The sequence below is a fragment of the Clostridium sp. 1001271B_151109_B4 genome (assembly GCF_015670405.1).
In the GTDB taxonomy this organism is placed as follows: Bacteria; Bacillota; Clostridia; order Clostridiales; family Clostridiaceae; genus Clostridium.
Genome location: NZ_JADPBQ010000005.1, coordinates 181,346 through 202,614, shown reverse-complemented (window position 1 = coordinate 202,614; position 21,269 = coordinate 181,346). Strand labels below are relative to the sequence as shown.

At 26.8% G+C, this 21,269-nt stretch carries 20 protein-coding genes and 2 pseudogenes; 7 read left to right on the top strand and 15 right to left on the bottom strand.

Annotated elements, in window-relative coordinates; all coding sequences use genetic code 11:
* Window positions 1–533, bottom strand: a pseudogene (locus tag I4V63_RS05645) (hypothetical protein); the annotation flags it as partial.
* A 156-nt stretch (window positions 534–689) separates the two neighbouring features.
* On the opposite strand from I4V63_RS05645, the gene I4V63_RS05640 reads away from it, so the two are divergent.
* A complete protein-coding gene (locus I4V63_RS05640; protein WP_196000317.1) occupies window positions 690–1,208 on the top strand; it encodes an NUDIX hydrolase in 519 nt (172 codons plus the stop codon).
* A gap of 48 nt (window positions 1,209–1,256) precedes the next feature.
* Here the strand turns inward: I4V63_RS05640 and I4V63_RS05635 are convergent, their stop codons facing one another.
* From I4V63_RS05635 to I4V63_RS05625, 3 genes are all read right to left on the bottom strand, one after another.
* The gene (locus tag I4V63_RS05635) at window positions 1,257–2,360 is read right to left on the bottom strand and encodes a DHHW family protein (protein WP_196000316.1); all 1,104 of its coding nucleotides are present in this window, start codon (window positions 2,358–2,360) and stop codon (window positions 1,257–1,259) included.
* 11 nt (window positions 2,361–2,371) lie between these two features.
* Window positions 2,372–3,748 carry an MBOAT family protein gene (locus I4V63_RS05630; RefSeq protein ID WP_196000315.1) on the bottom strand — a complete coding sequence of 459 codons (1,377 nt, stop codon included), beginning with the start codon at window positions 3,746–3,748 and terminating at the stop codon, window positions 2,372–2,374.
* A 112-nt stretch (window positions 3,749–3,860) separates the two neighbouring features.
* Window positions 3,861–5,006 carry a glycosyltransferase family 2 protein gene (locus I4V63_RS05625; protein ID WP_196000314.1) on the bottom strand — a complete coding sequence of 382 codons (1,146 nt, stop codon included), beginning with the start codon at window positions 5,004–5,006 and terminating at the stop codon, window positions 3,861–3,863.
* 187 nt (window positions 5,007–5,193) lie between these two features.
* Between I4V63_RS05625 and nadA the strand changes: the two genes are divergently transcribed.
* Genes nadA through nadC form a run of 3 tightly spaced genes read left to right on the top strand, consistent with a single transcriptional unit; the run spans window position 5,194 to window position 8,201 of the window.
* Window positions 5,194–6,099 carry a quinolinate synthase NadA gene (gene nadA / locus I4V63_RS05620; RefSeq protein WP_196000313.1) on the top strand — a complete coding sequence of 302 codons (906 nt, stop codon included), beginning with the start codon at window positions 5,194–5,196 and terminating at the stop codon, window positions 6,097–6,099.
* Between the two features lies 1 nt (window position 6,100).
* Entirely contained in the window at window positions 6,101–7,384 is a 1,284-nt protein-coding gene (locus tag I4V63_RS05615) for an L-aspartate oxidase (protein WP_196000312.1), read from the top strand.
* A complete protein-coding gene (nadC, locus tag I4V63_RS05610) occupies window positions 7,362–8,201 on the top strand; it encodes a carboxylating nicotinate-nucleotide diphosphorylase (protein WP_196000311.1) in 840 nt (279 codons plus the stop codon). The genes I4V63_RS05615 and nadC overlap by 23 nt, the downstream gene beginning before the upstream one ends.
* A gap of 63 nt (window positions 8,202–8,264) precedes the next feature.
* Here nadC and nagZ read toward each other — a convergent pair whose 3' ends face one another.
* From nagZ to I4V63_RS05590, 4 genes are all read right to left on the bottom strand, one after another.
* Window positions 8,265–9,494, bottom strand: a complete 1,230-nt coding sequence (gene nagZ / locus I4V63_RS05605; RefSeq protein WP_196000310.1) for a beta-N-acetylhexosaminidase — start codon at window positions 9,492–9,494, stop codon at window positions 8,265–8,267.
* Between the two features lie 41 nt (window positions 9,495–9,535).
* Complete coding sequence (locus I4V63_RS05600; protein ID WP_196000309.1) at window positions 9,536–10,237, bottom strand: TIGR01906 family membrane protein; 702 nt, start codon at window positions 10,235–10,237, stop codon at window positions 9,536–9,538.
* A gap of 323 nt (window positions 10,238–10,560) precedes the next feature.
* The gene (locus tag I4V63_RS05595) at window positions 10,561–10,728 is read right to left on the bottom strand and encodes a hypothetical protein (protein WP_196000308.1); all 168 of its coding nucleotides are present in this window, start codon (window positions 10,726–10,728) and stop codon (window positions 10,561–10,563) included.
* A gap of 146 nt (window positions 10,729–10,874) precedes the next feature.
* Complete coding sequence (locus tag I4V63_RS05590; RefSeq protein ID WP_196000307.1) at window positions 10,875–11,030, bottom strand: hypothetical protein; 156 nt, start codon at window positions 11,028–11,030, stop codon at window positions 10,875–10,877.
* A 383-nt stretch (window positions 11,031–11,413) separates the two neighbouring features.
* Here I4V63_RS05590 and I4V63_RS05585 point away from each other — a divergent pair, with 383 nt between their 5' ends.
* On the top strand, window positions 11,414–12,592 hold the full coding sequence (locus I4V63_RS05585; protein WP_196000306.1) for an AI-2E family transporter: 1,179 nt from the start codon (window positions 11,414–11,416) through the stop codon (window positions 12,590–12,592).
* A 313-nt stretch (window positions 12,593–12,905) separates the two neighbouring features.
* Here the strand turns inward: I4V63_RS05585 and I4V63_RS05580 are convergent, their stop codons facing one another.
* The gene (locus I4V63_RS05580) at window positions 12,906–13,154 is read right to left on the bottom strand and encodes a hypothetical protein (protein ID WP_196000305.1); all 249 of its coding nucleotides are present in this window, start codon (window positions 13,152–13,154) and stop codon (window positions 12,906–12,908) included.
* Window positions 13,155–13,368: 214 nt separating this feature from the next.
* Window positions 13,369–13,518, bottom strand: a complete 150-nt coding sequence (locus tag I4V63_RS05575) for a hypothetical protein (RefSeq protein ID WP_196000304.1) — start codon at window positions 13,516–13,518, stop codon at window positions 13,369–13,371.
* 319 nt (window positions 13,519–13,837) lie between these two features.
* Between I4V63_RS05575 and I4V63_RS05570 the strand changes: the two genes are divergently transcribed.
* Window positions 13,838–15,739 carry a glutamine synthetase gene (locus tag I4V63_RS05570; protein WP_196000303.1) on the top strand — a complete coding sequence of 634 codons (1,902 nt, stop codon included), beginning with the start codon at window positions 13,838–13,840 and terminating at the stop codon, window positions 15,737–15,739.
* A gap of 55 nt (window positions 15,740–15,794) precedes the next feature.
* On the opposite strand, the gene I4V63_RS05565 is transcribed toward I4V63_RS05570, so the two are convergent.
* The 5 genes from I4V63_RS05565 to I4V63_RS05545 form a co-directional block, all read right to left on the bottom strand.
* A complete protein-coding gene (locus I4V63_RS05565; protein ID WP_196000302.1) occupies window positions 15,795–16,337 on the bottom strand; it encodes a hypothetical protein in 543 nt (180 codons plus the stop codon).
* A gap of 104 nt (window positions 16,338–16,441) precedes the next feature.
* Complete coding sequence (locus I4V63_RS05560) at window positions 16,442–17,056, bottom strand: J domain-containing protein (protein WP_196000301.1); 615 nt, start codon at window positions 17,054–17,056, stop codon at window positions 16,442–16,444.
* Between the two features lie 74 nt (window positions 17,057–17,130).
* On the bottom strand, window positions 17,131–18,039 hold the full coding sequence (locus I4V63_RS05555; protein WP_196000300.1) for a DUF5685 family protein: 909 nt from the start codon (window positions 18,037–18,039) through the stop codon (window positions 17,131–17,133).
* A 181-nt stretch (window positions 18,040–18,220) separates the two neighbouring features.
* Window positions 18,221–19,015: a TPM domain-containing protein gene (locus tag I4V63_RS05550; protein WP_196000299.1), complete on the bottom strand. Its 795-nt coding sequence runs from the start codon at window positions 19,013–19,015 to the stop codon at window positions 18,221–18,223.
* Window positions 19,012–20,079 (bottom strand): hypothetical protein, encoded by a 1,068-nt coding sequence (locus I4V63_RS05545; protein WP_196000298.1) that lies wholly within the window; start codon window positions 20,077–20,079, stop codon window positions 19,012–19,014. The genes I4V63_RS05550 and I4V63_RS05545 overlap by 4 nt, the downstream gene beginning before the upstream one ends.
* A gap of 818 nt (window positions 20,080–20,897) precedes the next feature.
* On the opposite strand from I4V63_RS05545, the pseudogene I4V63_RS05540 reads away from it, so the two are divergent.
* Window positions 20,898–21,179, top strand: a pseudogene (locus I4V63_RS05540) (3D domain-containing protein); the annotation flags it as partial.
* Window positions 21,180–21,269: the final 90 nt, after the last annotated feature.

Below are 21,269 nucleotides of genomic sequence, written 5' to 3'. Positions count from 1 at the left end.
GTTGCTCCTGTTGCTCCTCTTATTCCTTGTGGTCCTGTCGCACCTGTTGCTCCTGTTGCTCCTGTTGCTCCTCTTATTCCTTGTGGTCCTGTCGCACCTGTTGCTCCTGCTACACCTTGTGCTCCTGTTGCTCCTGTTGCTCCTGCTATACCTTGTGCTCCTGTTGCTCCTGTTGCTCCTGTTGCTCCTCTTAATCCTTGTGGTCCTGTCGCACCTGTTGCTCCTGTTGCTCCTGTTGCTCCTGTTGCTCCTGTCGCACCTGTTGCTCCTGTTTCTCCTTTACATCCTCTAGGGCCCCTTGGACCTCTACATCCACGAATACATACACAAGAGCATTTATTTTTATCTTCATCTTCTGAACACTCAAATTTATCATACATATTAGAACTCATTTCGTAACACATATCATTACTTCCGTTGTATTTATCCAATTGTTCATCTTCTAGTTCATCATAAGAACGATAACAGCTTCTCCTGCTCATTAACCTACTTCTTCTTGACATATTATTTTTCATCTTCCTTTGCATTGTCATCTTTTTCCTCCTTAGTATTAATACTACTGACACTACTAAATTTTCCTATACTTTATATTATGTATATACTAATTTATTGTTACTTAAACCTATAACAAAAATACCCATTTTTTTACGAGATATGTTATAATAATCTAAAAATACTTGGAGGCAACTATGAAATTTTACGAAAAAACTATTTCTGAAAAATTAATTTATTCCGGTAATTATTTAAAAATATCAAATATTGAAGTAGAACTTCCAAACGGAAAAATAACTACTAGAGATATTATCAATCATCCAGGAGCTTGCGCTATAATTCCATTTATAGACGATAATACAATTTTATTAATAGAACAATTCCGTAAACCACTAAATAAAACTATTTTAGAAATTCCAGCTGGAAAACTTAGTGAAAATGAATCTATTTTAGATTGCGCACATAGAGAACTTGAAGAAGAAACAGGATATATATCAGAAGAAATGACTTATCTAGGTAATATTGCAACAGCTCCTGGATTTTGTGATGAAATTATTCATTTATTTAAGGCAACAAATTTGTCATTAGGAAATAAATGCTGCGATGAAGATGAATTTACTGAAGTTAAATCTTTTAATTTAGATGAAGTAAAGTCAATGGTTAAATCAGGTAAAATTATTGACACAAAGACAATTAGTATACTTGCATATCTATAAAAATATGTACTAATCCTTACTTATATGGATTAGTACATATAAAACAAATCAATATTTAATTTTTAATATATTATTATCTGCAGCTAAATTTATAAAATTATATAAAATTATACTATTATCAAAATTATTTTCATTCATATAATCACTTATTTTACCATTGAAACTTCTTAAATCAACAACGTGTACTTCTTCAAAATTCTGTGTTAGAAATGGAACTAATGAATTTGCAAAAGAATCTTTTATAACTAAGATCTTTTTATTATTTTGTAACTTACTATTTTTTATTATAGTTAATGAATTGTTTCCTCTTAAAAACAAAGAATATTTATCTCTCAATTTTTCTTTAGATATATCATAAATAGAATCATACTTTCTATCTCTAACAATCTCCATTTCTAAATTATCAAACTGATAATATGTAAGTCTATCTCCTTGTATATTAAATGGCTTAGCCTTCGAAAAATATGAGCCATAAAACTCATCTAAAATAATACTATTATAGTTATTTAAATCTATAGGAGTAAAACCTATTGATTCTATAAAATTGCAGTAAGCTAAATATGCACCATATGTTGTCCAATGATGATCTGTATTATAGTAAATATACTCATTCTTTTTATTTATGAATTCATCTAATACATTAATATTATTTGAATATATTAAATTTGAATAAATTTTATTTATCATTTCAACCTGATTAACTTGTTGTGATCCTTTAGGTAAATCTTCCCTGTATATCTCATATGAATTTGGAACAATCATTAAAGATACCTTATCAATATATTTTTCACTAAATTTGCTTATAGCTTCAACATTATTTTTAAGTCTTTCTTCATTAAAAGAATCAAATTTTTCAAAAAGCCTTTTATTACTACCGTATATAATCCCATTATTTTCAATCTTTCCAAGTAAATATTCACTAATCGACTTTATACTTATCCATTCATCTCTTAATGGCATTTGATCATTTATGTACTCCTCATATTCTTCTTGAAATTTTCCGTTAATAAATTTTTCAACTGAAAAGTTAACATTAGATTTTAAGTTTCTATTTTCAAACTCTGAAAATATTTTGTCTTGATCAAAAAAACTAATTAGTGTTAATGTTAAAATGATTATTGTAAATCCGTATAATAAATAATTTCTTCCCATCAAATCACCCCCTAAAATCTGAAATATAGAAATGGATTATATGATGAATCAACTAAATATGCTATTGATAATAAAAATATTATAAGTATAATTATAGTATCAATTACATCATTTTTAATAAACTTCTTATATACTCTCTTCGGAAAACTAGTCGAAAATATAATTGCAACAACAAAAACTACAGCATAATTTCTAAGATAATAAATCCATTCATTTCCTATATTAAAACTAAACATCTGTTTAAATAATAATTGTATTTGGACTAAATCAACTACAGCAAACAATACCCATCCAATTAAAATGAAGAATATAGCATATATATGTGAAATAAATTTCTTATTATTTAAAAAATTTAATAATCCTACCTTCTCTACACTTATCAATACAAAAAAGTATAAGCCCCATAATATAAAATTATAACTTGCCCCATGCCAAAATCCTGTTAAAAACCAAACAATAAATAAATTAAAATATAACCTTACTATTCCTACCCTATTACCACCCAATGGAATATAAATATATTCTTTAAACCATTGTCCTAATGTAATATGCCACCTTCTCCAAAATTCACTAATACTCTTTGATTCATATGGATAGTTGAAATTTACAGGAAAATTAAATCCTAACATTTTGCCCAGGCCTATTGCCATAAGTGAATATCCACTAAAATCAAAGTATATTTGTAATGCAAATGCTACTATACCCATCCAAGCAAGAATTGTACTTATATTGCTAAATCCCATTGCTTCAACTTCTGTCCAAAGACTTCCTATATTATTTGCAATAAGGACTTTGCTACTCAATCCTAAAATAAATAATTTTATTCCCTCTTGAATTACATATAAATCAACTTTTCTAAACTTCAATTCCTTATTTATATCAGTATATTTTACTATTGGCCCCGCTATAAGCTGTGGAAATAAGCAAACAAATGCGCCAAAATTAATTATATTTTTTTCTGGCTTAACTTTTTTTAAAAATACATCTATCGTGTATGACATAGTTTGAAAAGTATAAAAACTTATCCCCAAAGGTAATGTTATTTTTACATAACTAAGTGACATATTAAAAATACTGTTTATGTTTTCTATAAAAAAATTAATATATTTAAAGAAAAACAAAATTCCTATATTAAATATTATTGATATACACAACAGAGCAATTCTAATCCTTTTATTTTTATTATTTTTCTCAATAGCTATACTTATGAAATAATCTACAAATATAGATGCTAACATAAGTATAAAATACTTAGGTTCCCCCCATGAATAGAAAACTAAACTTAATATTAACAAACTAAAATTTCTAAATCTTTGAGGTGTTAAAAAGTAAATTACCATAGAAATTGGTAAAAATCTAAATATAAATAAAATACTACTAAAAACCATTTTGCTCCCTCTTCCTTCATAATGTCTTCGAGTTTAAATTATAATAAACTTAAACTCGAAAACTTATTCTTTAATTAGACAAATTACCCCAATGGTTTGTTCCATTAATCTTTTATATATACTTAATATAATCACATGCCCTTAATGGATATTCTAATGTAGGCACTTTTGCATTTAATTTTTTATATACATCTTCAAATACCTTCCTATTATACAGTACCTTGTCAGAATTTCCCATAAAAGTTGCCGTTAATTCATTAAAGAAATATGAACAATCAATTTTCCCTAAATTATAATAACAAACACAAAGTTGTAAACTTGGAATCCAAGTATAATAAGCACTATTTGATAAAGATGGATTTGCCTTATCAGGTATACAATCTAATGCTGTTCTATACCAAAATATAGATTGATTAATACTATTTTTTTCAAGAAAATATTCAGCTAAACTACAAACAATTTCAGCAGTAGGGGCATCTATTTTAAATGCTTCAAAAGCAATCTCTGGTATCTTTTCCTTTTCATTTAATGCTTTATAACAATTTATAATTCTAAAATAAGCTCCCTTTACGTCCTCTATCCAGCCTTTATTTGTCTCAATAAATTTTCTATATTCATCTATTGCTTCTTTATAATGTGCATTATCCATCAATTCATTAGCATAGTAATACATATCTCTTGGGGAAAATTCTTCACCATTCTTCTCCATTTCCTTGAATATCTGAAAATTTCTATCAGTATATTCTTTAACCTTTCCATGCTCTATTGCAAAGTTACCTTCCATCCCTTTTCCATAAACCTCTAAATATTCATGCACTTTTCCTATCCATTTAAAATTTTTTTCCCTTTTAACAATTCTATTTCTTCTTAAAACAGAAGCTACCTTACCGTCATTATTTCTTGCCAATATATATTCACCGCTTATATAGTCATAACTAGTATCCATATCTTCTAATAGATTTTCTATCTTTATAATATCCTCACTATTTATAAAATCGTCCCCATCTAACCATAGTATATAATCACTAGTAGCTTTTCTAAAAGAAAAATTTCTTGCAGCTGCAAAATCATTTATCCATTTAAAGTCATATATCTTTGCATTAAAACTTTTTGCAATTTCTTTTGTTTTATCTTTAGAACCTGTATCTACTATTATAATTTCATTTATAAAAGATTTTACTGAGTTTAAACATCGCTCTAAAGTTTTCTCTTCATCTTTAACTATCATACATAAACTTAAAGTAACCTTTTTTTTCATATATAATTCTTGCCTCCAAAATACTACTCATATTATGATACGAATAACTTTTAAAAGATGTCCAAATTTATTAAATTTCTTATAATTTTACTTCTTTTAGTTGACTTCTTATATCTATTGAAAACTGTATACTTTTGTGATAATCTAGTGTATATACATCTGTAAATTTTATAAGGGGAGTGTAAAAATGAGCTTAAAAGAAGAAATATTAAAATTAAAAAAAGAAAAGAATGCATTAATAGTTGCTCATCTTTATCAATGCGACGAAATTCAAGAAATTGCCGATATAGTTGGTGATTCTTATTTTTTAAGTAAAAAAGCCATGGAAAGTGATAAAGATTTAATAATATTTTGTGGAGTAAAATTTATGGCTGAAAGTGCTAAAATACTTTCACCTCATAAAAAAGTTCTTATTCCTTCAAATAAAACAACCTGTCCTATGGCTGATATGGCTTTAGTTGATCGTTTAGAAAATTTAATGGACAAGCATCCTAATGCTAAAGTTGTAAGCTATATTAATTCTAATTTAGATATAAAAGCATTATCGGATGTGTGCGTTACCTCATCATCTGCCATTGATATATTAAACAATTTAGATACAGAAGAAATAATTTTTTTACCAGATAGAAACTTAGGAAGCTACTTACAAGAACAGCTTCCTAATAAAAATTTCACTTTATATCAAGGCTTCTGCCCTACTCATGAAAGAATAGAAAAAAGGGGAATTTTAGAATTAAAAGAAAAATATCCATATTATCCTGTTTTAGTCCATCCTGAATGTAATAAAGATGTCCGTGATTTAGCAGATTTTATAGGTAGCACATCAGAATTAATTAACTATAGTGCCTCTTCTAATGCTGCTGGATTTATTGTAGTAACTGAAGAAGGTGTATTCTATGAAATGAAATTAAAAAGTCCTACTAAAACATTTATTCCTACTAAAACAGGAATGATATGTCCTAATATGAAAAAAATATCTCTTAATAACTTATATAATTGTTTAAAAAACGAGGAATTTGAAGTTCATATTGACGAGCAACTTAGAATAAAAGCTCATAAGGCTCTAGAAAATATGCATCTTCTATCTGTATAGAATGAATTATGATGTTTTACTAGTCGGTACTGGTATTGCAGGGCTTTATACTGCACTTAATTTAAGAGATGATATTAGGATTTTAATGATTACTAAAAATTCCTTTAGAGATTGTAATAGTTATCTTGCTCAAGGTGGTATTTCAACCTCTCTTGGTATTTTTGACGAAGAAAACTATTTTAATGATACATTGAAAGCTGGAAATTATCATAATGATACTAATGCTGTTAAATTATTAATAAAAAATTCTATTAAAAACATTAATACATTAATTAAGCTTGGAGTGCCATTCGATAAAACTGAAGGAAAAATAAATTATACAAGAGAAGGTGGACATAGTGAATTTAGAATTGTCCATGTTAAAGATGAAACTGGAAAATCTGTTACTGAAACATTATTAAATATTATATCTAAAAAGCAAAATATTACTATGCTAGAAAATACTAAATTAATAGATCTAATATGCAAAGATAATACTTGCTACGGCGGAACATTGAGATCTTCACATAGAACCTATAATGTAAATAGTAAATTTACTATTTTGGCTACTGGTGGTATTGGTGGTATATTTAATTCAACCACTAATGTTGAATATTTAACTGGAGATGGATTAAATATTAGTTTAAAACATAATATTGAAATTAAGGATATGGAGTACTTACAATTACATCCTACTGTATTATATGAACCTAATGCAAAAGGCAAAAAGTTACTCTTATCAGAATCTTTACGCGGTGAAGGCGGAATAATAGTAAATCAAAATAAAGAAGTATTTATTGATCCCTTACTTCCTAGGGATATTGTATCTACTTCAATATTAAATGAAATATCTAAAACTCCTAACAACCCTTATGTGTATCTTGATATGACAAAAAAATCTAAAGATTTTTTAATGTATAGATTCCCCTTTCTTTATAATGAATGTCTAAAAAGAGGTTATGAAATGGATAAAGATTTATTACCTATAGCACCTGCTCATCATTATTGTATGGGTGGAATAAAAGTTGATTTATTTTCTAAAACATCAATGAATAATCTTTATGCTGTTGGTGAAGCTAGCTGTACTGGGGTTCATGGAAGTAATAGGCTTGCCAGTAACTCATTACTTGAAGCATTAGTATTTGGAAAGCAAGCTGCTGAAAATATTAATTCTAAAATAAACGAAGTCAATTATAAAGATATTATTTTTGAAACTAAAGCTTATGCACTAGATTCTTATGATGAGTTGATAAATTACTTAAAAAGAAAGGTGGACAATAAATATGCTAAATTATTTAATTGTTGATAAAATAATAAAAGATGCTCTCGAAGAAGATATTCCTTATAGTGACATTACCGCATCTTCTGTTGTAACTAAAGACTCTAACGCAAAGGCTTCCCTCATTGCAAAGGAAGATGGTATTATTTGTGGATTACCTATTTTTGAACGGGTATTTAATCTACTAGGTGAAGTTAACTTCACCGCATTTATTGATGAAGGTTCTAATGTTTCTAATGGTGATATAATAGGTGAAGTTCAAGGAAATGCCCTTAACATTTTAATGGGTGAAAGAGTTGCTTTAAATTTACTTCAAAGGATGAGTGGAATTGCAACCTTAACTAATAAATATATATCAAAACTTGAAGGTCTTAACACAAAGCTTTTAGATACAAGAAAAACTACTCCTAACCTTAGAATATTAGAAAAATATGCTGTTAAGATTGGTGGCGGAAATAATCATCGTTTTTCACTATCTGATGGTATTTTAATAAAAGATAATCATATTGGATATGCAGGTAGCATAAAAAATGCAATTGCCTTGGCTAAAAGCAACTGCTCATTTGTAAGAAAAATAGAAGTTGAAACTGAATCAAAAGAAGAGGTTCTTGAAGCTCTTGAGGCTGGTGCAGATATTATTATGCTTGATAATATGACCCCACCCCAAGCTAAGGAAATGGTTAATTTAATTGCTGGAAGGGCAACTACTGAATGCTCAGGTAATATAACCTTAGAAACGGTTAGAAGCTATGCTCTATCTGGTGTTGATTTTATTTCCTCTGGAGAATTAACCCATTCTGTTAAAGCTTTTGATATTTCTTTAAAAAATTTTACTAGGATATAATATAAATCTTAAAGTCGGTATATGAAGTTTATTTAATTACTTCCTATTAACCGACTTTTATTTTTAATTAAATAAATTATTAATTTTATTGTTTATTTCTTGAAGTCCAATTGAATTCACTTTAGTTGTATCACTTAAATTATATTTATTTTTAAGGGATAAAATTCTATATACACTTTCATTTAATCTTTCTTCTGTAATCTCACCTGAATTAACAGCCTCACTAATAGAATTCAATACCTTCATTTCATTATCATATCCATGACAAACTAATATTATATCTACACCTGCATTAATAGCCTTTACAGAAGCTTCTCCAATATCATAATTATCCATAATTGCTGCCATAGTCATATCATCTGATATAACAACTCCATCAAAGTTCATTTCATTTCTAAGAATATTTGAAACAATCTTCTTAGACATAGTAGCTGGATTTTCTGAATCTATGCTTTGTAATAAAATATGAGATACCATAATTGCATCTGCTCCATTATTTATAGCCCATTGAAATGGAATAAACTCAAGCTCTTTTAGTTCCTCTAAGCTTTTTTCAACTAATGGTAATCCATAATGTGAATCCACACTAGTATCTCCATGTCCTGGAAAATGTTTAACAACTGGAATTACATTATTTTCACTTATCCCCTTCATAACACTTACGCCTAAATTAGACACAGTATCTACATCTCTACCAAATGCTCTACTTCCTATTACTGTATTATTAGGATTGCTTAAAACATCTAACACCGGTGCATAATCCATATTATATCCCATTAATTTTAATTCCTGTGCTATTATTTCTCCAACTTTATAACTCATATTCTCATTATTGTATGATCCAATAGAAAGACTTGATGGTAATTTTAAAAATTCATTAGGAGTCCTAGAAACTACTCCCCCCTCCTCATCAACAGAAATAAATAAGGGAATCTTATTTTCTATATTTAATAGTTTTATATTATTTATTAGTTCTGTAACTCCATCTAAACTTTCAACATTATCTTTAAATAATATTACTCCACCTATATGCGAATTTTTAACTAAATCATTTAGATTTTCATCGACACTAGTCCCATTAAATCCAACAATCATTAATTGACCAATTTTTTCATTTATACTCATACTATCAATTAATTCTTTAATCTCATCTCTCGATGCCTTAACTTCTTCTTTTTTATTTATATCATCTTGTAAATTTCCCTCTTCACTTTTGTTCGTATTATACATGCATACTATAATAAGTATCAACATAGTAAATAAAATTGTTGAAACTCTAATTATTTTATTCATAATTTACCTTTCTAAAATCTATATTTATTACTATTTTATTATTAATTTGATAAATAAGGGGAATTCTTCATATTAAATATTTTTCTTTTATTCACTTTAATAATTACCGCTACCCCTATTACTATAGCTAAAATAACTAAACCATATATCATAAATAACTCTTCTGGTAAGGCATTTATAACAGGATCCGTACTTGGATCAAATATCCAGTAATCATTGTTAAATATTATTTTATGGAATAATATAAAGGCCTTAGAAAAGTCTATTGCAATAGCACCTATTATAAAACTAAAAAAACAAATCAAAATATTAGCCCCTAAATTAAGATTATTAATAATATTTATTTTAAATCCTTGCTTATTTTTTATTTTACTAAAAGCTATATAACTAACACTAAATACCAAAAAAAATATTGATATCATTATAAGAACTGTAAAAATATCCTTAACTTCTTTAAAATGAATTTCTCCATAATTACTCATAATGAAATTAGGTAGTTTCAACTTAGTGTTAAAAGGATTTTGTAAATAATTAACAATCTCACTGTAATTGAAAAATAAATCATTTGCTGGTACCCCAGTTACAGATACTAAATTATACTTTTCTATAATAAATCTATATATAAATTTCATATTCAATACCATAATAGTAGAAATTGATATTATTGATATTGCCGTAAATATCCCTATAATAGTATTTCCAATAAATTTTATTATATTACTTTTATTTAAACACCACCTCATACCATCACCTCTCATCAATTATTATATCATATTTCATTCCAAATTGTATTTGTATCTAATTTTGTAATTATAGGGTTATACAATGTATCGTAAAGTTTTTTATAATAAAAATGGCAAATTATAAATAGAATTTAATATTCCATCTATAATTTGCCACTGTCCTTACGTTTTTAAATTTATTATAATTTCTATGTAATATTTATTTAAACTACTATTTTATATTTTCTAAAAAACACTTATCTTTTTCTTTTTTATCCCTAATATTAAATTGATTATTAATAAGCGCCTTACAATAAAGGCTTAGATAATTTTTGCTTAAATACTTATATACTGAAAAATACTTCTAAAGGTATAAATGCAATATCCGCAAATAAAAAAAGCATTGTATGATTCACATCTTTAAAAATTACAACATGTAAATAATGTAGTAATATTGATAGTATTACAAGTCCTGCACCTATCAAATCTGTTTCCTTTGTTCTTTTACTCAAATTTTATCTTTCTTATACTACTAGTAAATTTATATAAGATATAATATATCAGCTTGTATACAAGTAATAAAGTTATGTTATACGTTATCATAGCGACTGTATCCTTTTAGATACAGTCAACATCCTATTTATTCTATTTTTTTATTTTATTGCAATTCATCTTCGTCATAATTATTTGATACAAATACATCTGAAGGATCAATTCCAAGTTCTTCACAAGCCTGACTTAAATTACAGCCTACCTCATCCATGTATTTAGCAACATACGCATTAATATCAATTTGTGAATAAATATTTTCCATACTAAATTCCTCCTAAAACTCACTTAATTATTACCTGTTTTAATAATTTTATTTTCGTATATAAAAATAATTATTATTTCTAATACTGATTCTATTATATATAATGTTTTTAAAAAATATTCCTGCCTTTAACATCCTACATTTACTATTTTTAAAAAATTCTGATAATTATATTTATTCTATTTATTCTTTAAATTCCCTTCTTCTAACATAACTTTTATTTATATTATTTTTATTATTTAATATTTTCTACTATAAATCACTTGGTTTTTCACTTTATTCGATAAATTTACAATAAAGTAATAATCACTCCTTAAATTTTATTCACTTATGTTATACTATATTTTATATAAGGTAATAATTTTTTTGAAAGGTGGTAAGCCATGAAAATACATTTTGATAAAAAGCTATTAAAGTACTCAATATATGTAACTTTAACAGCTATAGCTATATTTATAGCTTTAACTATTATGTCCAATCTTGGGACAATATTTACAAGTATTTTTTCTATTATTGGAAGTGGTCTTAGTTTAATAAAACCACTACTTATTGCAATATTAATTGCATACTTGCTATTTCCTTTAACAAGGAGTATTGAGAACTTTCTAAGAACTAATACTATCTATAAAATAAAAAAACAAGAAAATAGAAGGATGATTGCTATTCTGTCTTCTTATCTTCTTATCATTACAATAGTATTAGCTATTATTTGGGGGATTTACTTTATGATAGGTGGCCAATTATCTAAAAGTACAACGCTTACTAATATAATAAATGATATATCTTCATATTTAAATTCTAATTCATTTACAACATCATCAATAGAATCAACTTTAAGGAATTTAAATATTTCATTTATTGATAAACTTGAGCCTTACATAATCCAAATTGTTGATACTGTTCAAAAATATATAATTAATAATCTCGGATTAATGACATCTAATATAATGTCTATTGGAAGTAGTATTGCTACATTCTTCATAGCAATTATCATAAGTATATATATATTAAAGGATTCTGAATACTTCATTGGTCTTTGGAAAAAGCTTTACTATTTAGTATTTAGAGATACTACTGCTGGCAAAAAATGTTCTGAAGTTTTTTCAATAATCAATGATGTATTTTCAAAATTTATTCGTGGCCAATTATTAGAAGGCTTTTGTGTTGGTGCATTATCTGCAATTGCTCTATCAATTGCTGGTATAGATTATGCAGTTGTTATAGGTATTATTTCTGGTATATGTAATATGATTCCTTATGTAGGACCTATCGTAGGAACAATATTAGCGGCTGTAATGGGATTATTGAGTGGAAGTCCTATAAAAGCATTATATGCAATAATAGCAATGCTTGTTGTACAACAAATTGATAACAACTTTTTAGCTCCAAAAATAGTTGGCCAAAGCGTAGGGCTTCATGCCGTATTTACTATGCTGGCTATTTTAATAGGAGGTAACATAGGTGGGCTAATTGGAATGTTAATTGCAGTTCCAATTGCAGCTTCTATAAGAGTAATATTTAATAACTGGTATGATAATTACACATCTACTAGAACTAACTAAATTATATATTAATTAAAATCATAAATATTTAATTACAGCTATAATAAAGCTATATCATTTATTTGCAAATTGAATTTCAGTCTAAAGTTAATTATGTATATAATAAAATTTCATGATATATATAATTAAAGAAACATTATAACTTACTTTTATAAATTATAATATTTATTCTAAAAATTGTTAAAGAGTCGAGGCCAATACAGTAAGCGTCAACTCTTTAGCAGCTTTTCTTTTAATAAACCTATGAATGCTTAACTAAAATTATATAATATATCAAAAATATCATTTAGCTTTTATTTTTATTAGCTAAAAACTATATTAAACAGCTTAAAACAATTACAAATAATCCACTTCCAATGATAACTTTATCTATATCTATTTTATCATTTTGTAATACAGAATCTAAAAATCCTAGTACTACTATTATACTCCCTAAATATAATAGTACATCCCCATACCTTATAAGAAATATTTTTGATAAAAATATACTTATTACTAGTACCAAAATAATACTTCCTAAAACAACTATTTCATCTTTTATTCTTTTAAAATATTCTCCCATTTTTATCCCCCCAAATTAACTTTACTTATTGCTTATCAATTCCCCATTTTCTTTTTATTAATTAACATAATACTTTTTTAATATTTTATTACTTTTATTTATCTATATATATTATTTTATCACTTTTATCTTTATTTTTCAAAACTTTCTATATTATTCCTTTTATAAAAACCTTTATATAAATACTAATAATATCTATATAAAGGTTTTCTTATTATGTATATAATTTAGTTATTGTTTTCTTCCCATCACACATCCAGCTTATTTTATTATTGCATTTGTCACATGTGATAATTCCATTAGCTTCACACTCTGGCTCTTCAAATATAATTTCACCACATTTAGGACATAGAACCTTTTCCATAATAAATCACCTCTTCCTTAAATAATAACTTTAATATATTTGTTATTTTTATTTTAACCTTTTTATACAAATTTAAACAGTTTTTTAGCTAAATACATGAAGTTTATGCTATAATTTGTAAATAAATATAATTTACAAAAAATTTGATATTTTATTATAATATAGCAATAAATCTATTGACATAATTGACAAATTTATAATAAAATCACTATAAGGAATTTCCGAATATTTTTTAAACTTTTACCAAACATTATTCGACTAATATAAGAAAGGATGTGAGTATATTTCATAGCGTTTTAACTGTTGTGAAATTAAGCTTATGATTGATAACTTACTTTATACTATACCCAAAGAAAATCATACAAAAGAACAAGTAAAAGAAATATTAACTAACCATCCAGAAATTAAATTTGTTTCATTTGTTGGAATTGACCTTTCAGGAAATGATACTGATGAAAAAATACCAGTAAATTTATTTTTAGATGACCTTGACTCATTCCTACATGGCGTTGCAGTTCAAACTGATGGTTCATCAGTTGTTTTACCTGGAATTGCAACATTAAATAATGCAAAGGTAGATATGATTGCTGATTTACATAGCAAATGGTTTGTTGATTACAATTATGATTTTATAGATTCTGCAACAAATAAACCAGTTGGTACATTAAGAATTCCTTGTTTCTTATATCACGATAATAAACCTGTAGATTCTAGAAACATTTTACACAATGCAGTTAAAACATTTAAAGATACCTTATGGAATATATTCAATACAAATCCTGAAGTGTTAGATATTTATAACATAAAAAAAGATGATATAGATGAAATTATTATTACATCTGCAACAGAATTAGAATTCTGGGTTAAAACTCCAAATAGTGATGCTGAATTAGAAGAATTATCTACTTCACAAGTACTTCATGAACAATATTGGACAAGAACTAAAGGTAAAGTTCGTACTGCTTTAGAAGAAACTTTACTATTAATGGAATCTTATGGATTTGAACCTGAAATGGGTCATAAAGAAGTTGGTGGAGTTAGAGCTAAGCTTGACGCTTCTGGTAACTTTAATCATGTAATGGAACAAATCGAAGTTGACTGGAAGTTCTCTGATGCAGTTCAAGCTGCTGATAATGAACTATTTATAAAAATATTAGTTCAAGAAACTTATAGAAGACATGGATTAGATGTAACATTTATGGCAAAACCACTTGATGGTGTAGCTGGTTCAGGAATGCATACTCATGTGGGGATTAGCTTAAAACTTAAGAACGGTAAGAGAATTAATTTATTCCATACAACTAAAGATCATTTCTTAAGTGTTATTGGTTATGGTTCTCTTATGGGAATGCTTAAAAATTACGAAGTTATGAATCCATTTATATCTTCAACTAATAACTCACTTAAGAGATTAAAACCTGGATTTGAAGCACCAGTTTGTATAGTTACTTCTCTTGGATTATCTCCAAGTAATCCTTCTAGAAATAGATCTATCCTAGTTGGCCTTATAAGAGATTTATCAAATCCAATGGCTACAAGATTTGAGCTTCGTTCACCAAATCCACATTCAAATGTGTATATAACAATAGCTGTATGCTATATGGCAATGCTTGATGGTATTCTTTATGCAGTTAATAATAACAAAACTGAAGATGAGCTTTTAGCTGAACTTTCAAAAGAATATGGTGAAGAAGCAGGATACTTAGAAAAAGATAGGAAATATAGAGCTGAAGAAGATGTATTTGAAGATTTCACTGAAGAAGAAAGAAATAAGTTCTTTAGCAAAGCACCTGCAACAATCTATGAAAACATTACTGCACTAGATAGATATCCTGAAAAAGTAGAAGTTTTAAAGAGAAATGGTGTGTTGACAGATCAACTTATTAATAGTTTTAAAATAGCAACTATTAAGAGATGGAAAATGGAGATATCTCATAGAATAGTAAATAAGTTTACTGCTGAAATCAGAGCTTGTAAGTGCCTTCACGATGCAAATAAAGCATTAGATTTAGATTTAACTAACTGGATGGCAATTCACGAATTAAGATTATATATAATGAAGGATACTAATTCTACAAAATCTCTTTTCACAAGACTTAAAGACGCAATTGCAGATAACAATTTAGAGCTTGCTTCTAATTTATATTTAGAATTAGAAGATAAAATGAGCTCATTAAGAAATATGTACTCTTCATATAAAAAAAATCTTTTAGATATTTAGCAAAAAAGAACTGTCAAATGGCAGTTCTTTTTTGATATCCTCTTTCTTAATGCAACTAGTATTTTTTGTGTATGCGTTCCATATAAAAAGTAATAATCATTGTCATAGCATAATCATAAATTAAGAAAACTGGCTGCGCTATTATCCACAATATAATAATTGCAATAGTCTTTGATGAAGAATCAAAGAATTTAAAAATCATAGCTTCTAATCCTGTTATTACATTTATCCCTAATATATTTTGCATTATTAAAAATCCAACAATAAATACTACATTAAAAAATAATAATTTAAATAATATTTCTAACTTTTCTTTTCTTAATCTTTCTATAAAAAACTTTATTATTCCAAATACACCAAAGAAAATAAAATATAATAATGATATGTTAATTGGAACTAAGAAAAAGGCTATTAAACTCGATGCTATATAAACAAAAATTGCTGTTTGTACATCACTTCTTATAATACAAATAGGTATTATTGACGAAGCAATAGTTAGTATTGCTAATGTACTTATTGGTAAAAAAGCTGCTAAATATAAAACTATAGTAGTTAATGCAACTAAAACCCCTCCAAGCGCTATATTCCTTGCCTTCATAAAACCACCCCTTTCATACAGTTAAGAGTTAGTAGTTAATGGTTATAGAATTTAATCCACTTTGAATTAATTCTTAACTCAAAACTCTTAATTTTTAACTATACTTAACAGCATCCTATTAAATCTCCTCCAAAGCATTCACATAATGAATCTAAACACCATAAATTCATACAGCAATCACAAGTATCCATATTACCACTTGACGTTCTATATGTTTGACTATATCCACGACTTCTTGAATTTAATTGATTTAACGCTTGCCTATATTCAAAATTATTTGGATCCATATTACATGCCCTTTGAATATTGTTATATGCCGATTCAAACCAACCTTTTGCAAGCATAACATTTCCATATAAGTAATACCACTCAGCATCTCTCTCTCTAATTGCATTAAGCTTTGATTCTGCTACTGAAATACTTCTCATTTGAATTAAGCTTCTAACTTCTGCATAAATTGGAGCATTGCTACTATAAGAATTATAACTTGTGTTATATCCATTAGATGAAGCATTATAACTTGAATCCCCACCATTATTATTATTCTTTAACATATCATACGCCTTATTTACTTCAGCAAGCTTTTCTTGTGCTAAATCCTTAAGCGGATTATCTCCATATTGATCTGGATGATATTGCTTTACTAACTTCCTATAAGCAGATTTAATTTCTTCTTGGGAAGCACCCGGTTTTACTCCTAATACCTCATATGGATTCATTTTCAAAACACTCCTTTTTATCCTTTATGTATATTTTCTATAACCGTATATTTCTACGCTAATTTTCTTAATTTTTATGAATTAAATTTTAAATTTCCTTTTTCTTTACAGCTACAATTATTAACTATCTTTTCATACTTATCCATCATTCCAAGACTAATTATATTTTCAAGTATTGCTTTATTTCTTTTTAGTGGCAATTTATCTAATGCCTCCTTGCAATTATATCCGCAATTCAATATAGTAAATTCCATTCGTGCTTTAATTTCAACCATTAGATTATCATAGTTTTTATTTTCTTTATTGTATAAAAAGTTAATAGGATTAAATTTATTTTTCTCCATATCTTCCTTTAAATCATCTAATGCATCTATTAAATATATCCACTTTCCTAATGCATATCCTAAATCATAAAGTGCATACCTAATATTTTCACAATCATCTTCAAAATCTTCTGGATATAATTCTAAAATTTTAGCAACTATTAAACTAAATGGATGAGCAATTTCATCTATAGATTCAAAATTCTTATTTTCTTCCAAGTTAGATAATAAATTTAAATTTTCTTCTATTATATCATTAACCTTCGTAACATTTCTGTTAAATTTTCTTTTATATGGTGATAATGCTGTACTTTCTAACTTACTTTTTATACTTTTATCATCATTAACATCATCTATCAACTTATAATATACTAATGAAACATTCATTGCAGCTGTATATTCTAATGCCTTATTATTTATAATCATTGGCTTTTTCTTTAATGGATGAGCCATACATCTTTTAAATTCAATTTTAGGAGCCTCATTATGTAATGCATCTAATAATAATCCTAAGAATGCCATATCATAATTTAAAGTTAACCTTGGTAGATTTCCAAAGTTATCTTTAATATGCATACAGACACCACAATAATATCCCCTAAACATTTCATACTCTCTAATTTTCAGCTCTGGTTTCAGTGGAGTTACATAACCAAACAAATAATCACTCCTTTATGATATTTTCATTTTATAACCTTAGTATAGTTTATTTGTATTTATTTATCAATTTATCATAAACTCTTTATTAGTACTATATAAAAAGATAAAACTGTATAAAAACTACATGTTTAAATAAAATTATCCATGTTATTTTTTATACAGTCATAAACTTTATTTATTTTTAGAAGCTTCCTCCACCTCCCCCATGAGTATTCCTACTACTTGAAGTATGAGTTGAACTTCCTCCACTACCACTATTATTATTTCTCTCTATTTTAGTTTTTGAAGTATAAGTACTAATAAATCTATCTTTTTTTCTAGTAAAAACTATTGAATTACGATCAACATAATTTGCTGTAGAAATAGATTTTGAATTTTTATAAGAGTTAACAACTAAAAAAGATACTACACTAGCTACTATTAGTCCAGCACCTAAGCCAATAAAAATAACTTTTTGAGTACGTTCAGCTTCACTATAAGTATATTGTCCTGCCGGTATACCTTCTTCTGCATAATAGTTTATATCACTTATAAATTCATTACATCCTTCAAAATAATCTGCATTTTTTAATTGTGCTGTTACATCATCAACTATTCTATCTATTCTACTATCTGTAAAATATTTTATAGCCTCTCCTGAAGTTGATATCCATACCTTTCTATCATCCATATCTATTAGCAATAATAAACCACTTTTATCTTCTCCAACACCATATCCATTATAATCAAAATAATCATCAGCATAATCCATTTGACTTTTACCACCTAAATCATTAGATGTTACTATAACAGTATCCATGTTATACTTTTCTTTAAAACTTGCTAAATCTCCTCTTAATTGTTGTTCTTCCTCACTTGATAAAAGATTAGCATCATCAACTACAGAATTTATATCTGCACTTACTATAGTTACAAATGATAATAGCAAGATAAGTGAACTAATAAAAGGTACTAAGTTCTTTTTTATATTAATCATATAAACACTCCTCCTATTAATACAACTAAAAATACTAAAATAAATACTATCGCAAATAATATTGCTATTTTACCTTTTGACACTGGTAATGAGCCAAATACCTTTCCTGTTTGACCATTCATTGCAAATATATAATTTTTATTTCCTGAACTATATGTCATCATCCAAACAGGCATCAATGCATATTGACAAGATGTTTTATTAAACCTTTCATTTGTTCCTACAACATCAACAGTAGAATATCCACTTATGGAATTTCTTAATATATCATTTGTTCCCATTCTTATTTTACCTTCAATTAAAGGTAAAACCTGCTCCTTACTTCTATCATATTTTTCTGAGAAAAATCCTGGTAAATATGCTATTGAAAAATCCTTAAGCTCTCTATTATCATAAGGTTCAATACTTTCCATAACATTATCATCCATTTTACTTGATGCATTATGAGGAACATTATTAAAATTCAAATTAGCTTCCCTATATACATGGTATACATCTGTTTTTGTATATCTATAATCACCGCTTACCCAAGTATTTATTCTTTTACATCTAGCACTCATTTCCCCAGTAACATTAGAATTAACTAACCAAAATGGAATATAGATACCTGTAATCTTCTCTAATTGTTTATAAGATGAAAATTCCTTAGGTAAAAACCATTTTTTCTTACTCCATTTCAAGAAATTCTCAATTGCAGTTTCCTTATTAACTTTAAATGGCATAACTTTAGATGGTTTAAATTCTCCTTTAAACTTATCATTTAATACTACAGGTCCATGACAATAACAACAAAATGTAGCAGTTGTTGTTTTATCACATACTATCTCAGCTCCACATCTTGGACATGAATAACCTGATGTATTCTCACCTAAATTACTCCATTCATTATTATATTCTTCATCTAAATTTTCTTCTGTTATATGATCTTTATTTTCATTATTTAAGCGTTCTATATCATTCACTGTGAACTCACTCATACAAAAATCACATTTTCCTTTTTGCAAAGTAGGATCAAAGTTAATTTCAGCACCACAATTGGGACACTTGTATGTTATAGCGGCCATAATATTCCCCCTAATATTCGTTTATATATATTCTATTAATTATATCATATATTTTTACATAATATTCTAACATTCTTATACATTTTATCTCGATATTTATAGAACAATACTTTTAAATTTGTCTACATTTTTTTAGAATTTATACTTAAATTAATTATAAATTTCAAGGTATTTAAGTATATTTTTTCCTTTTATTTTTTCTTGACTTTTCTGTACTGATATGATTTAACCTCTTGATTTTAAAGTAATAGAAGCATTTTTCTATATTATTCCTTTTTATTTCTTCCATTTTATTCATTACCATTATGAACCATACGAGTTTGACATGATTTTTGATATATAGTATAACCTAGTTGCAGGACGAAGGAATTAAATTCACAATCTTGGAGGTGTATTTTCTGTTTAAGAAAATTGTAGTTTTAACAACTTCACTTGCTATATCAATATTTGGTATAAATGAATTTTGCACACAAGCAAGTGTTTTAAATAATACTACTCAAAAAGTTGTTAACGTAAGTTATTTAGAAAAAAACAATATAAATTTAAATAATAATGTATATGAATATAATAATGATATTGCTACTACCAATACTAGTAGTGTTGCTAGTATTGATTTTTCAACTCAAGTTGAAAATATTATTAACGATATAACTATCTATAACAAAAATTTAGAAGAACAAAAAGCTGAAGAAGCTAAATTAAAAGAAAATCAAGAAAAACAAGCTACTACTTCTCAAGCTTTAGATAATACTGAATATATTGCTAGCCTGGATACAAATACTACTAGCAATGAAATAGCTAATTATAAAGCATCATATACAATGGTAAGCACTGCCTATACAGGCGATACAATTACCTATACAGGCACTACCCCTGTACGTGATCCGAATGGTATTAGTACCATTGCCGTAGATCCTTCTATAATTCCTTTAGGTTCAAAAGTCTATATACCTGGATATGGTATGGCCATTGCTGCTGATACAGGTGGTGCAATCAAGGGTAATAAAATAGATTTATTTTTAAACTCTGAAGATGATTGTATAAACTGGGGAGTACAAAACGTATCATTATACATTATTGCTTATCCTGGTGAATGGTAAAATTCAAGTTGACATAACAATTTTTATTAATCACTAAAATAAAGGAGTATATTATATTATAATATATATCATTACCAAAGATATATAAAT